The following is a 13,217-nucleotide window of genomic DNA, read 5'->3' on the forward strand; positions in this document are numbered from 1 at the left end:
AACCCTTCCCCACAAGGGGGAAGGGGATCGCGCGGTGCCGTAGCGCAGGGCTGGTGCTCAATTCGCAACGATTCCTCGGCCGGGATGGTGGTGCTTGCAAATCGCCGCTCCCGAAATCGCGGTTTCCGACTTTACCTCCAGCGCCTGCGGCGTAGCTCCCCTCCCCCTTGAGGGGAGGGGTCGGGGGTGGGGGTATTGCAGCACCTCTGCAGAACGCGGCTTCGCTGTTTCCCCAACCCTTTCCCCGCACGGGGAAGGGAATCGCGCCGTGCCGCAAGGCTCGCGTTCAGCCCTTTACCGGCCTGACAAAGGCTTGCCGCGCCTTTTCGACATTCTCCCGGCAGCAGCAGCCTTCAAGATGGTCGTTGACCATGCCCATCGACTGCATGAAGGCGTAGACCGTGGTCGGGCCGACGAAGCTCCAGCCGCGCTTCTTGAGATCCTTTGACAGGGCCGTGCTTTCCGCCGTCTTGCCGAGTGTTCGGGCGGTCGCGAAATCAAGCCTTTGCGGCCGGTTCTGCGGTTCCGGCTCGTACGACCAGAAATAGGCCGCGAGCGTGCCGAACTCGGCCTTCAGCTCCAGCGCCCGCCTGGCGTTGTTGATGGTCGATTCGATCTTGCCCCGGTGTCGGACAATGCCGCTGTCGTTCAGGCAGCGCTCGACATCCGCGTACGCGAACCGGGCGACCTCTTCGAACTCGAAATTGGCGAACGCCGCGCGAAAGGCATCGCGCTTGCGAAGGATCGTCAGCCAGGACAGGCCCGACTGGAAGCCTTCCAGGCAGACCTTCTCGAAAAGGCGCCGGTCCTCATCGACCGGCCAGCCCCATTCCGTGTCGTGATAGAGCTGATAGTCGTCCAGCCCGCCGTGCCACCAGCACCGCTCCCGCCCGTCGTTTCCGGTCAGCAGCCCGGTGACCGGATCCCTTTCAGCTTTTGCGCCAGTGTTCTGTTCGGCCATGACGACACCTCATATTCACTCTTTGTTCTCACCTGCCTAAAGCCGAACAACCTGAAGTGCAAGGGGATGACCATCCGAATGTGGAATTGGGGATCAATACCCCCGGACTGCGTCGACGGAAGCAAATGATCCCATGCAGACAGGCTGAACCCGGCGCGAGGCCGGGCTGGTGCTCAGATGAAAGTCGGAATATCAGGCGAACAGGGCGTCGATATCGTCCTGCGTGGCAACGTCCACGTCTGTCTCCAAAGCGGGGCCGTTGAGCAGGGCCGCGTCGCCGTCCTTGCGCTCGCGCTGATCGACCTCGATGTCCTTGAAGCTTTCGATGCCGCCCCAGATATCCATCATCTGCATGATGCGGTCTTCCACGAAGCGCAGGGTGTTCACCACCTTGGTGATGCGCTGGCCGGTCAGGTCCTGGAAGTTGCAGGCTTCGAAAATCTGGACCACCTTGTCCTGAATATCGCCGGCGAGTTCCGCGTCCTGACCCTTCATCCGTGCGGAAAGGGTGTTGGCGGTTTCGTCGATGAATTCCGCCGCGGACAGGATTGTTTCCGTCGCCCCTTCGGTGCCGATCACCACGGCGTCCAGTTCATTGGTGACGCGGGTCATTTCCTCGCCCTTGGCACCGGTGGTGTGGTGCAGGGTCGCGATTTCCTTCTTGGTCTGGGCAATCGCTTCATAGATGGCGTCCAGCTCGACCTTCAGCTTGCCTGCCTCGGACAGTTCCTTGCGGAACTCGGCCATGAACTTTTCGCTGACGGCCTGCGGATCGATCGCAGACTGCTTGGCCTCCCCCTTCTGAAGCAGGGATTTCAGCCCGGCGATTTCCGCCATGAGTTCCTGGTGACGGCGGTCTTCTGCAAAGCTGGTGCTGTCATTCCCCCGGAATTCATACGTATCAAGCTTTCCGCTCGAAAGGACCTCTTTACCGCGGCCATGCCTTCTCCCGTCCCCTGTGCCCCTGCAGGTGCCTTCAGTTCCCAACAGGGCCGCTTATAGCTTGGGAAGCTTAAGGAATTGTTTTTCCAACGCTTGCTGGAGTCGGGGACGGGATTCGGTCTTTGGTAACTGTTTCCCGCTTTCCACCGCCCGGACCTTTGGTTATCCTCCGCAGACACTTTCAAGGACAGCGCATGAATAAGCTATTCACCAGCGATTCGATCTAAAGAGCCATGCGTTTCCTGCAGACTGTTTTCCTGTTGTCCGGACTGTTGATTGCCGCACCTGCCGCACACGGCGGCAACAATACCTTCACGACCGAGGAGCTTCTGGACGGATTTGAAAAGACCGTCTTCGGGCTGGAATACCGCAGCTGGAGCTGGCGGCCCTACCTGGTGAAGAAATTCACCGGGCCGGTGCTGTTTTATGTTCACAACCTGTCGGCAACCGACCGGAAGCCGATCGTCCACCGCTTCCTGAGGGAAATCGGCAGCCGGGTGAACGGGCTGACGGTCGCCATTGCGGACGATCCCGCAAACGCCAATTTCGAGATCTATGTGGTCGACCGCCAGCAATATGCACCGGTGGTGAAAAAGGACGTCTACAAAAGCGATCATGCCAGCGTCCCGGGGCGGTGCCTGGTGCGGGTGGTATCGGGCGGGAACGGCATCAAGCGGTCCTCGGCAGTGATCGTCTCGGACGAGGGCGAGTTTCTGTTCAAGCGCTGCCTTGTCGAGGAAGTCCTTCAGGGCCTCGGTCCGATGAACGACGACGAATCGCTCACCCACTCGGTCTTTAACGATTCCTCGCGCCACAGCCGGTTCACGGTTTTCGACCAGCTGATCTTGAACATGCTCTATGATCCTCGCATCAAACCGGGCATGTCGATCGAGCAGGTCAAGCCGATCCTGCCCCTGGTGGTGCGCGACGCCCGTAACCGGGTGCGTTAACCAAGGATTTGCGGAAAGTTCAAGGTTTTCAATCGGGCCTTCCGCACGATCGCGGCAGTCATCCCCCAGAGTGGCAATTGATTAAGCCTGTTCTTCAAGAAACGGCTAACCATAAGAAAGAATTGCCGGATTTCTGCGTGCCGGATTCATCTTTGGCTGATCGCTCGCCCCTATCCTTCTTGTCAATCCATTAACCGGCGGCTCAAGGGTCCGGGCGCATCCCGCTCAGATCCTGGCAGACCGCTGCACGTGATTGATGAGGGGATTCAAGGGGACCGCAATGTTCTTTATGCGTAATGCGTCTTCCAGGATTGTGCTGTTCACCGGCGCATTGCTGATCGGAGCCGGCTTGGCCGGGTCTCAGGCGAGCGCCGGACAGGTCGCTCCGCCGCCGCTCGTTCTCAGCCCGAACCTCACGGAACCCTGGACCATGCAGTTGCAGCCGCGCGTGAACAGGCGTGCCGTTGCCCCGGCTCAGCGGCGGCAGGTCGAGCAGCCCCAGGTTCGCCGCGCCAACTGGTGGTCGCCGCGCCAGCAGCCCGTGCGCCAGCAGCCGCAGGCCCGCACCACGCAGTCACGCCAGATCGCTCCGCAATTCCTGCCGACGATCGTCAAGTATGACGGCAAGTACAAGCCGGGCACGATCGTGATCGATACCAACGCCCGTTATCTCTATCTGGTGCAGAAGGACGGCACGGCCCGGCGCTACGGCGTTGGGGTCGGCAAGCCGGGCTTCGAATGGGCCGGTAGGCACAGGATCTCCCGCAAGGCCGAATGGCCGGACTGGCGCCCGCCGGCGGAAATGCGCAAGCGCCGCCCCGATCTGCCGACCTTCATGGCCGGCGGTCCGGAAAACCCGCTCGGCGCCCGCGCTCTCTATCTCGGATCGACGCTTTACCGCATTCACGGCTCCAACCAGCCCTGGACCATCGGCCATGCGGTCTCCTCGGGCTGTATCCGCATGCGCAACGAGGACGTGACCGATCTTTACGAGCGTGTCGGCGTCGGCACCACCGTGATTGTGATCTGACCGGAAGGCCCAACAGACAAGGGCCGGTCAAAGCAAAACACGCTCTCAGCTATCGAACGCGCGGCCTCCGCGCGTTTTATTTTGCCCAAAATTCACCCTGTCACCTGTCATTACTTGCAAGAGCGAGTCTTTACCTGCAGTTTGACTTGGACAAGGACCGAATCGGCGGTCGCAAACCTGGGGCTCCGACCCGAAACAGCCGGCATGGCATGACAAAACGCACAAAACCCTTTTCTGCCGGATCGGATGCGGCCTATTTCCTGAAGGCCGCCCTGACCGGTCTGCTGGTCGGCGGCCTCGCCACAGGTTTCCATTCGGGCCTCAATTCCGTGATTGCCTATTACGCCGCCCTCAGGGCCACACTCGGCACAGGCCTCCTGCCCTATGCGGTCTCGATCGGCGTGTCCGCTGTCTGCGTCACCGCCGCCTTTCTGCTCGTGCGGCGCGTTGCGCCCGAGGCGGCGGGCAGCGGCATTCAGGAAATCGAAGGCGCCATGGAGGACAAGCGGCCGCTCAACTGGGCCAGTGTCCTGGTTGCCAAGTTCTTCGGCGGCCTGCTTGCCCTTGGCTCGGGGCTCGTGCTCGGCCGGGAAGGGCCGACCATCCACATGGGCGCGATGACGGCCGAAGCGCTGTCCAGATCCCACGACATCAGCGCGTCCGACCACAAGGGCTTGCTGGCGGCCGGGGCTGCCGCCGGTCTCGCCGCCGCTTTCAATGCGCCGCTTGCGGCGATCCTGTTCATCGTGGAGGAAACCCGGCGGCAGTTTCCCTTCGGCTACCGCACCTATATGGCCGTCATCATCGCCTCCCTGCTCAGCGCCGCGGTGACCGAGCAGCTCACCCACATCGGTCCGCCGCTGCTGGTGGAGGTTTCCTACGTTCCGGTCTGGAGTTTTCTGCTGCTCGGGCTGCTCGGCATGCTCCTCGGCGCGCTCGGCGTCTTGTTCAACCGGGCGCTGATCGGGGTCATGGATCTGTTTCAGAAGATCCCTTCCGGTCTGCGCTGGCTTCCCGCATTGGCCATCGGCGCCGCAACGGGCGGGCTCCTCATTGCCTTTCCGGAAGCGACCGGAGGCGGCGAGGATCTGGTGCCAAACCTGATTTCCGCAGAATTCGGTATCCTGGCGCTTCTGGTCCTCACGCTCCTGCGCTTTTCAGGCGTCCTGTTTTCCTACGCCTCCGGCGTGCCGGGCGGCATCTTCGCACCGATGCTTTCCATCGCAACCTGTGCCGGGCTGGCTTTTGGCGTGGCGGCAATCGAGCTTCTGCCGCTGGAAGACGATTTCCGCTCGGCCTGCGCGGTGGCGGCCATGGGCGGTTTCTTTGCGGCCTCCGTGCGCGCGCCGCTTGTCGGCGTCGTGCTGGTCATGGAACTGACCGGCGCCTATGCCCTGATCATGCCGGTCCTCGTCACCTGCACCACGGCCTCCCTCACCGCCCATCACCTGGGCGGCCGGCCGATCTACGAGCAGCTTCTGGAACGCACATTGCGGCTGGCAGGCCAGCCCGCCGATACGGAAACCGAGAAGACGCCGGTTCTGCTGGGGACCCGGGACGCCTAGCGGCTTCTCCCGTATCCTGGCCGGCGGGCTGCCGGGCCATTCCGTTACTCCGCCGCCTCCAGGCGCCGCAGCACGGGGGACAGGCTTTCCGGTTGCGGGCCGCCATAGACCCAGTCCAGCAGCTCCGCCGTGTGCAGGATCGGCGTCGCGGTGCCGAGGCCGATCTGGGTCATGCAGCCGATATTGCCGGTGGCGATGACATCGGGCTGCGTCTTGGCGATGTTGGCAACCTTCCGGTCGCGCAGTTGCCGGGCGATCTCGGGCTGGAGAATGTTGTAGGTGCCCGCCGAACCGCAGCACAGGTGCCCTTCCGGAACATCCTTCACGGTAAAGCCGGCCGCCTTCAGAAGATCTTTCGGCTGCCTCGTGATCTTCTGGCCGTGCTGCATGGAACAGGCGGAGTGATAGGCAACGGTCAGCTTCGGCTGAACCACGGGCCCGCCGAGCTCGATGCCGGTCAGGAACTCAGTCACGTCCTTTGCCAGCGCGGAGACCCTGGCGGCCTTTTCCGCATAGGCCGGATCTTCCCTCAGCATGTAGCCGTAGTCTTTGATCGTCGTACCGCAGCCGGAGGCGGTGATCACGATTGCGTCCAACCCCTCGCCTTCCAGCTCGCGCGTCCAGACATCGACATTGCGGCGGGCGTTTTCCAGCGAAGCGTCTTCCTTGCCCATGTGATGCACGAGCGCGCCGCAGCAGACTTCCCCCTCCGGCAGAACGAGATCGTAGCCCGCCCGCCGCAGGAGGCGGATGGTGGCGTCGTTGATGCCGGGATTGAGGACCGGTTGGGCGCAGCCGCTCAACAGGGCGACCCGGCCCTTGCGTGCGGGAGCTTCGGCCTTGAATACGCCCGGCCCTTCCAGTTGGCCGCGCCCCGGCGCACGGGCCGGCGCAAGCTCGAGCATCGCGCCGACCTTTGCCAGCGGGCCGCCAAGGGCCTTGAGCGGACGGGCAAAGGGCCGGCCGAAAAACGCGCCGATCAGGGCGAGGCGGAACCGCCGGGGATAGGGCAGCACGAAGGCCAGAAGGGATCGCATCAGCCGGTCTGAAAGCGGCCGCTTGTAGGTCTTTTCGATGTGAACGCGGGCATGGTCGACTAGGTGCATGTAGTGCACGCCCGAGGGACAGGTCGTCATGCAGGCAAGGCAGGAAAGGCACCGGTCGATATGCTTGACGACCTTTTCGTCCGCCGGGCGGTCGTTTTCCAGCATGTCCTTGATCAGGTAGATCCGGCCACGCGGACTGTCGAGCTCATCGCCCAGGAGCGCGAAGGTCGGACAGGTTGCGGTGCAGAAGCCGCAATGCACGCATTTGCGCAGGATCTTTTCCGATTCCGCGACAGGGCTGTCTTTCAACTGCTCGGCTGTGAAATTGGTCTGCATCTGTCAGGCGTTCCTCAATGCCCGCGCGCCACGGGCCTCTCCATACCGGGCGGCACCCTACGGGCCGGCGGCAGCCCGCACAAGACGCCATTCGGGTAGAAGCGTTTCGCCGCCAGGGACAATCTGTCCCGTCTTGAACATCCGTCACCGGCCGCCGTGTTTGTTGTTGACCGGATCAGAACATCCAGGTTTCAGGGTTGGGGACCGGCTCGCCGCGCGAGGCCAGTTGCAGGCCCTTTATGCAGCGGACGATCGCCCACACCGCCACTGCGATCAGCATCAGGACGCCGATGAAGACAAACATCAGCAGTACACTGATGAGGCTGTACAGCATGCCGATCCAGAAGGTGCGGATCTGGTAGGTGTAGTGGCTGTCGGCCCAGGTGACGCCCTTGCCCCGGTTGATATAGGCAAACACGACACCGATGAGAGCCGTCAAACCGACCAGCAGACTGACGAGATAGAGGATATAGATCAGCGTGACGTTCTTGCCGCCGGGATCCATATAGCCTGAGATTTCGGACTGTCGTTCCATACTCCTCTTCCCCTCAAAGTCTTTGCGCAAAACAGTGCGGCGACAGACTACACGCCGCTGACCATTCGTCCAGGATTGAGAATGCCCTTCGGATCGAACTGCTCCTTGAGGCGGCGGGACAATGCGGCAAGCGGTCCGGGCTGGGGCTGAAAGACGGCGGCATTCGAGCGCACCGACGGTCCGGCGCGCACAAGTGTTGCATGTCCGCCGCCAACCTCGCCGACAGCGGCGCGGATGTCCGCGTCATGAATTTCCCCGTCCGCGCTGGAGAGCCAGACAAGTCCGCCGCTCCAGTCGAAATAGGCCTGCGCCGACATCCTGTTCTGCAGAATCCTCAACAGCTGCGGCCCCGCCGTCGGGGCCACGGATACCCGCCAGACCGGCGCATCCGATCCGGCAAACGGCTCCACGTCGCGGATGGAGCGCCACAGCACTTTCGAGCCGTCTTCGTCAAGGCGGGTTGCCGATCCGAAATCGCGCAGAAGGCTCTGCAGCGTGTTGAACCGGTAGTCGACCGACGCCGCGAAGCCCTCCAGGCGAAGCACGGTGTTGCTGGTACCGCCATTCACTCCGGCCGGCAGATGCGCGGCACCGGAGACTTCCGCCGACGAGCCCATCGCCGCGCACAGCGCCTTGATGCCGTCGTCCTCGCTCAGGCCGGAGAGCATGAACGTCGCGGAGCTTTCCGGCCTGGGATTGACCTTGACGGTCACCGTGGTGGTGACGGCCAGCGTGCCGTAGGACCCGCAGAGCGCCCGTGGAAGATCGTAGCCGGTCACGTTCTTGACCACCTTGCCGCCGGAATTGAAGATCTCGCCGCGGCCGGAAACGGCTTCCATCCCCAGAACATGGTCCCGCGCGGCCCCCGCCTTGATGCGGCGGGGACCGGAGAGGTTTGCCGCCAGCACGCCGCCGATCGTTCCCCGGCCGGAGCTCTCTCCGAAAAGCGGGCCATAGTCCATCGGTTCGAAGGACAACTCCTGGCCATTGTCCTCGACCAGCTTCTCGACCTCGGCAATGGGGGTGCCCGCCTTCACTGTCAGGATCAGTTCCGCCGGTTCGTAGTTCTCCACGCCTGACAGATCCGACAGGTCCAGGAAACGGGCGGCCTGGACCGGACGGCCGAGCGCCCGCTTGGAACCCTGCCCGATAATCTCCAGCGGCTGGTCCTCGCCGGCGGCCCATTTCACCGCTTCTTCTACCTGCCGCGCATCCCGCGGTTTGAAATTGGCGTCCATATGCTGGCCCTCAGAACCGTGGAATGTCGGGAAACGGCAGCTTTCCCTTGTGTACATGCATCTTGCCGAGCTCGGCGCAACTGTTGAGCACGGGGAACACCTTGCCGGGATTGAGCAGGTGCTTTTCATCGAAGGCGCATTTCACCCGCTGCTGCTGCTTCAGGTCCTCCTCGGTGAACATCTCGCTCATCAGGTCACGCTTTTCGATGCCGACCCCGTGTTCACCGGTCAGCACTCCGCCGACCTCGACGCACAGCTTGAGAATATCCGCTCCGAACGCCTCGGCGGCGTCCAGTTCGCCGGGCTTGTTGGCATCGTAGAGGATCAGGGGGTGCAGATTGCCGTCGCCGGCATGAAAGACATTGGCCACGGCAAGGCCGTGTTTGACGGACAGCTCCCGCATGCGGGCGAGAACCCTGGGCAGCTCCCGGCGCGGGATCGTGCCGTCCATGCAAAGGTAGTCCGGCGAGATACGGCCGACCGCCGGAAACGCCGCCTTGCGGCCGGCCCAGAAGGTCATGCGCTCCTCCTCGCTTTCGGAGACGCGCAGATGGCTGGCCTGGTTGGTCCTGGCGATTTCCTCGACACGGCCGATCAGGAGATCCACTTCGCCTTCCGGCCCGTCCAGCTCGACGATCAACAGAGCCTCGACGTCCCGCGGGTAGCCGGCGTGGACAAAATCCTCCGCCGCGTGAATGGCGAGCTTGTCCATCATCTCCATGCCGCCGGGAATGATGCCCGCACCGATGATGTCGGCGACACAGCGCCCGCCGTCCTCGCTGGTCGGAAAACCGATCAGCAGGGCCCGCGCGGTTTCCGGTTTCTGCAGGATGCGCACGGTCACCTCCGTCACCACGCCGAGCAGGCCCTCCGAGCCGGTCATCAGCGCCAGCAAGTCATAGCCTTCGCTGTCCAGATGCTTGCCGCCGAGCCGGACCACCTCGCCGTTGATCAGCACCATTTCCAGGCCGAGCACGTTGTTGGTGGTCAGGCCGTATTTCAGGCAGTGCACGCCGCCGGAGTTTTCCGCGATGTTGCCGCCAATGGAACAGGCAATCTGCGAGGACGGATCCGGCGCGTAGTAGAAGCCCTCGTGTTCGACCGCCCGGGTAATGCCGAGATTGGTCACCCCCGGCTGGACGACCGCCGCCCGGTTGGCGAAATCCACATCCAGTACCTGGTTGAACTTCATCATCGACAGCAACACGCCGTCCGCCAGCGGCAGGGCGCCGCCGGAAAGCGAGGTTCCCGCACCGCGCGGGACCACCTTGACGTTGTTGTCGTAGCAGTATTTGAGAACCCTGGAGACCTGGTCGACGGTTTGCGGCAGCACCACGATCAGCGGCAATTGGCGATAGGCGGTCAGCGCATCGGTTTCATAGGCGCGCATCTCCCGCTCGTCGTGGATCACGCCCTCTCCCGGGACGATCGCCTGAAGCGCTCTGAGGATTTCCTGGCGGCGGGCAATAACGTCCTTGTCCGGGGCGGGCATCGCAATCGCGGTCACAGAGGGCACTCCTTTCGATTTGCGTTTTCTGATCCACACATTTGCTCTCATGTGATCGAAGCTGGTAGATCAACGGCTTCGCCGAATTCTTGCAAGTCCCGGCAATCGGAAAAACGTTCGGCGAATTGTAATTGTCTTTCTGAGAGATTGAAAATGAGCAATCTGACCGACATGGAGATTTTCGCACGGGTCGTGAGCGCCGGCAGCATGTCGGCGGCCGGTCGCGAAATGAACCTGTCACCTGCCGTTGTCTCCAAACGCATTCGGCGGCTGGAGGAAAAGCTCGGGACACGGCTCCTGCAGAGGACGACCCGGCAGATTGCCATGACGGAGGCCGGGCAAGGCTTCTACGAACGGGTGATTGCCATCCTGGCCTCGGTGGAAGAAGCCGAGTCCTTCGTCGCCCGAGGCTCCGCCAAAGCCCGCGGCAACCTGAAGGTCGCCGTGCCGACCTCTTTCGGCCGGCTGCACATCGCCCCGCACCTGGGCAAGTTTCTTGCCGAGAACTCCGATCTGACCATCAATCTCGATCTCTCCGACGATTTTGTCGACATTGTCGGCGAAGGCTATGACCTGGCGATCCGTATCGCCGAACTTTCCGATTCCAGCCTCGTTGCCCGGCGCCTGGCGCCGGTCCACCGGATCCTGTGCGCCAGCCCCGACTATGTGAACAAGCACGGCGAGCCGCTTAGCATTGGGGACCTGGCCAATCACGTCACCATCGCCGCAACCAATCAGGATCCCTGGCGGCTGTCCGGCCCCGACGGCATCGAAACCATCCGCACCCATGCACCGATCAAGACCAATTCCAACGAGGTCGTGCGTGAGTGTCTTCTTGCCGGGGTCGGCGTCGCGCTCCGCTCGACCTGGGATGTCGGGCCTGAACTTCGTGCGGGCAAGCTGCAGGTCCTGTTGCCGCAATACAGGGCCCTGAAGGACGTCGGGATCTACGCGGTCTATCCGAGCCGGCAGTTCCTTCCGGCAAAGGTCCGCGTCTTCATCGACTTTCTGGCAAACCTTTATGGCTCTTCGCCCTACTGGGACGAAGGGCTGGACGACTGGCTACGCCTGCCGGGCGATGCGCTGGCAGACTGAGCGCGCTTGCCGGCAAACCAGGTGACGAACCATCGGCGTCGTCTCGGCCTGGTGACCTCCGCAAACCGGCCGCCATGTCCATGCGACCGTGCGCCGCTTGCATCCTTCGCTCACATCCTGTTCATTTGGTCCCGGGGTTACTACGCCCAAACTGAGGGAGAGAACATATGCAGCGACTGCTGATGATCGCCGGAACAGCGCTTCTGGCCATGACCGTTCAGGCCAGCGCCCAGGGTGATGCTGAAAAAGGTGAAAAAGTCTTCAGGAAATGCGGCGCCTGCCATGCCGTCGGTCCTGACGCCAAAAACAAGGTGGGTCCGCAGCTCAATGGCGTCGTTGGCCGCCAGTGGGGCACGGTGGAAGACTACAAGTATTCAAAGGCGCTCCTGGAGCTGGGTGAAGGCAAGGTGTGGGACGAAGAGACCCTCAGCGCCTATCTGGAAAAGCCGAAGGATGTCATCCCCGGCGGCAAGATGGCGTTTGCGGGCCTGAGGAAGGAAGAGGACCGCGCCGACGTCATTGCCTATCTGGCGCAGTTCAACGAAGACGGCACGACCAAATAAGGCCGGTCTTCCTGTGAAGAGCTCGGATGGGCCGGGAAAACCCGGCCCAGAGAAATGACCAATACGCTGGTTCCCGGGTGCAGTGCGCGCCGGGACGGCAGCGCAGCGGTTTTGCCGGAAGTCCGGAGGCGGTTCCCCCGGTCTTGTCAATGTTCGCCGTGATGCTTGCGGATCCGCCGGACGAGCCACCAGACGAGAAGCACAACGAGCGGAACGGCAAGGCCCGTTGTCACGTTCGCGTTGGGAACCGGCAATCCGGATTCCTTCGCCGCTTTTGCCAGATACGAAATCAGCCCGACCACATAATAACTCACCGCGGCCACCGACAGTCCTTCAACCGTCTGCTGGAGCCGTAATTGCAGACGTGCGCGGCGGTTCATGGATTGCAGCAGGATGCGGTTCTGCTCCTCCAGTTCGACGTCCACGCTCGTGCGCAACAGCGTCGTGGCGCGGGCGAGCTTGCGGGAGAGCATGGCCTGACGGTCCTCGATCGCCTGGCATGTGCGCATGGCGGGCGCAAGGCGCCGTGTCAGGAAGGCCGCCATCGAAAGGTCCCCGGGTGCCGCCTCCTCTCTCAACGCGCTCAGTCTCGCTTTGACGATTTCATCATAGGCCCGGCTGGCGCCGAAGCGGAACGTGCTCGCCGTCGCTCCGGCTTCCAGCGCGGCTGCCAGCGTGGTCAGCTTGTCGAGCAATTCCTGGTTGGTGCCAAGCGCGGAGGCGTCCTTCATCTGGCCGGTTAGGTCCGCCAGCTCGATTTCAAACCGCCTGATGTCCGGCTGAAGGCCCGTTGCCTCGAACAGCCCGAGCATGGCAAGGGTCCGGTAGGTCTCTACCTCCAGGAGGCGCTGGACGACCGCCCCCGCCTGAACGTCGTTGAGGGAATGGTTGAAGACCAGGAACCGGGTGAGCCCGTCGCCGTCCTGGCGGAAATCGGTCGCCACCACCGCGGCCCCGCCCTCCAATGTCGAAACAGTCAGGCTGCTGCCGTCGAAGTGGTGCCGCCACTGGTCGCCCTCGTGCGGGGCCCGCAACTCCAGGCGGACGGCCACCAGCAGATCGCCGGGCGCGCGGAAGGCGGCCCCGAAGGGATGCGTCGCCGGAACCTTCCCGAAAATCGTATCAGGGCTGGCGGCACCGTCCCAGGTGTAGGTGGTGAATTCCGCGTGCTGTTCCCAGCTCAGCGTGCCGCCGCCGAAGGCAAGCGTATGGTGGCGCGCTCCCTGGGCCGGGACGTGCCCGCCGTGGGAGACGCAGAAGTCCGCGAGCCAGGCGTGATCCTGCGCTGCCTCGTCCCCGTGGGTCAGGAAGGCGTAGTGCAGAACGGTCCGCGGGCTCGTGATCGGCCGGAAAGGACGCGCGTGCACCTCCCCCACGACCTTTTCCCGCAGCGGCGAGGTCCGGAATGAGGGAAAGGACGATCCGTTTTCTGAAGCCTGATCCACGGAA

At 63.0% G+C, this 13,217-nt stretch carries 12 protein-coding genes; 5 read left to right on the forward strand and 7 right to left on the reverse strand.

Annotated features, from left to right (window positions below; all coding sequences use genetic code 11):
• Positions 1-286 precede the first annotated feature (286 nt).
• Together ON753_RS16175 and ON753_RS16180 are read right to left on the reverse strand one after the other, a co-directional pair.
• Positions 287-961: a DNA-3-methyladenine glycosylase I gene (locus ON753_RS16175; protein ID WP_265963643.1), complete on the reverse strand. Its 675-nt coding sequence runs from the start codon at positions 959-961 to the stop codon at positions 287-289.
• A gap of 192 nt (positions 962-1,153) precedes the next feature.
• The gene (locus ON753_RS16180; RefSeq protein ID WP_265963644.1) at positions 1,154-1,798 is read right to left on the reverse strand and encodes a protein phosphatase CheZ; all 645 of its coding nucleotides are present in this window, start codon (positions 1,796-1,798) and stop codon (positions 1,154-1,156) included.
• 338 nt (positions 1,799-2,136) lie between these two features.
• On the opposite strand from ON753_RS16180, the gene ON753_RS16185 reads away from it, so the two are divergent.
• From ON753_RS16185 to clcA, 3 genes are all read left to right on the forward strand, one after another.
• Complete coding sequence (locus tag ON753_RS16185; RefSeq protein WP_265963645.1) at positions 2,137-2,853, forward strand: DUF2927 domain-containing protein; 717 nt, start codon at positions 2,137-2,139, stop codon at positions 2,851-2,853.
• A gap of 280 nt (positions 2,854-3,133) precedes the next feature.
• A complete protein-coding gene (locus ON753_RS16190; RefSeq protein ID WP_377046890.1) occupies positions 3,134-3,883 on the forward strand; it encodes a L,D-transpeptidase in 750 nt (249 codons plus the stop codon).
• Positions 3,884-4,092: 209 nt separating this feature from the next.
• Positions 4,093-5,448, forward strand: coding sequence for a H(+)/Cl(-) exchange transporter ClcA (clcA, locus tag ON753_RS16195; protein ID WP_265963646.1), 1,356 nt, complete (start codon positions 4,093-4,095; stop codon positions 5,446-5,448).
• A 44-nt stretch (positions 5,449-5,492) separates the two neighbouring features.
• Here clcA and glcF read toward each other — a convergent pair whose 3' ends face one another.
• The 4 genes from glcF to ON753_RS16215 all read right to left on the reverse strand — a co-directional run bounded on the left by glcF (position 5,493) and on the right by ON753_RS16215 (position 10,095).
• Positions 5,493-6,830, reverse strand: coding sequence for a glycolate oxidase subunit GlcF (gene glcF / locus ON753_RS16200; protein ID WP_265963647.1), 1,338 nt, complete (start codon positions 6,828-6,830; stop codon positions 5,493-5,495).
• A 175-nt stretch (positions 6,831-7,005) separates the two neighbouring features.
• Positions 7,006-7,365 (reverse strand): DUF4870 family protein, encoded by a 360-nt coding sequence (locus tag ON753_RS16205; protein ID WP_265963648.1) that lies wholly within the window; start codon positions 7,363-7,365, stop codon positions 7,006-7,008.
• A 47-nt stretch (positions 7,366-7,412) separates the two neighbouring features.
• Positions 7,413-8,603 carry a glycolate oxidase subunit GlcE gene (gene glcE / locus ON753_RS16210; RefSeq protein ID WP_265963649.1) on the reverse strand — a complete coding sequence of 397 codons (1,191 nt, stop codon included), beginning with the start codon at positions 8,601-8,603 and terminating at the stop codon, positions 7,413-7,415.
• A 10-nt stretch (positions 8,604-8,613) separates the two neighbouring features.
• The gene (locus tag ON753_RS16215) at positions 8,614-10,095 is read right to left on the reverse strand and encodes an FAD-linked oxidase C-terminal domain-containing protein (RefSeq protein WP_377046986.1); all 1,482 of its coding nucleotides are present in this window, start codon (positions 10,093-10,095) and stop codon (positions 8,614-8,616) included.
• Between the two features lie 168 nt (positions 10,096-10,263).
• On the opposite strand from ON753_RS16215, the gene ON753_RS16220 reads away from it, so the two are divergent.
• Together ON753_RS16220 and ON753_RS16225 are read left to right on the forward strand one after the other, a co-directional pair.
• Positions 10,264-11,205: a LysR family transcriptional regulator gene (locus ON753_RS16220; protein WP_265963651.1), complete on the forward strand. Its 942-nt coding sequence runs from the start codon at positions 10,264-10,266 to the stop codon at positions 11,203-11,205.
• A gap of 167 nt (positions 11,206-11,372) precedes the next feature.
• On the forward strand, positions 11,373-11,768 hold the full coding sequence (locus ON753_RS16225; RefSeq protein WP_265963652.1) for a c-type cytochrome: 396 nt from the start codon (positions 11,373-11,375) through the stop codon (positions 11,766-11,768).
• A gap of 146 nt (positions 11,769-11,914) precedes the next feature.
• Here the strand turns inward: ON753_RS16225 and ON753_RS16230 are convergent, their stop codons facing one another.
• The gene (locus tag ON753_RS16230) at positions 11,915-13,213 is read right to left on the reverse strand and encodes a DUF3422 family protein (RefSeq protein ID WP_265963653.1); all 1,299 of its coding nucleotides are present in this window, start codon (positions 13,211-13,213) and stop codon (positions 11,915-11,917) included.
• Positions 13,214-13,217: the final 4 nt, after the last annotated feature.

It is taken from the genome of Roseibium salinum (genome assembly GCF_026240905.1).
Lineage (GTDB): Bacteria > Pseudomonadota > Alphaproteobacteria > Rhizobiales > Stappiaceae > Roseibium > Roseibium salinum.

What these genes read in the sequence shown, in the direction of transcription:
- ON753_RS16175 (WP_265963643.1), bottom strand. Translation starts at nt 961, where the DNA reads ATGGCCGAACAGAACACTGGCGCAAAAGCTGAAAGGGATCCGGTCACC.
- ON753_RS16180 (WP_265963644.1), bottom strand. Translation starts at nt 1,798, where the DNA reads ATGGCGGAAATCGCCGGGCTGAAATCCCTGCTTCAGAAGGGGGAGGCC.
- ON753_RS16185 (WP_265963645.1), top strand. Translation starts at nt 2,137, where the DNA reads ATGCGTTTCCTGCAGACTGTTTTCCTGTTGTCCGGACTGTTGATTGCC.
- ON753_RS16190 (WP_377046890.1), top strand. Translation starts at nt 3,134, where the DNA reads ATGTTCTTTATGCGTAATGCGTCTTCCAGGATTGTGCTGTTCACCGGC.
- clcA (WP_265963646.1), top strand. Translation starts at nt 4,093, where the DNA reads ATGACAAAACGCACAAAACCCTTTTCTGCCGGATCGGATGCGGCCTAT.
- glcF (WP_265963647.1), bottom strand. Translation starts at nt 6,830, where the DNA reads ATGCAGACCAATTTCACAGCCGAGCAGTTGAAAGACAGCCCTGTCGCG.
- ON753_RS16205 (WP_265963648.1), bottom strand. Translation starts at nt 7,365, where the DNA reads ATGGAACGACAGTCCGAAATCTCAGGCTATATGGATCCCGGCGGCAAG.
- glcE (WP_265963649.1), bottom strand. Translation starts at nt 8,603, where the DNA reads ATGGACGCCAATTTCAAACCGCGGGATGCGCGGCAGGTAGAAGAAGCG.
- ON753_RS16215 (WP_377046986.1), bottom strand. Translation starts at nt 10,095, where the DNA reads ATGCCCGCCCCGGACAAGGACGTTATTGCCCGCCGCCAGGAAATCCTC.
- ON753_RS16220 (WP_265963651.1), top strand. Translation starts at nt 10,264, where the DNA reads ATGAGCAATCTGACCGACATGGAGATTTTCGCACGGGTCGTGAGCGCC.
- ON753_RS16225 (WP_265963652.1), top strand. Translation starts at nt 11,373, where the DNA reads ATGCAGCGACTGCTGATGATCGCCGGAACAGCGCTTCTGGCCATGACC.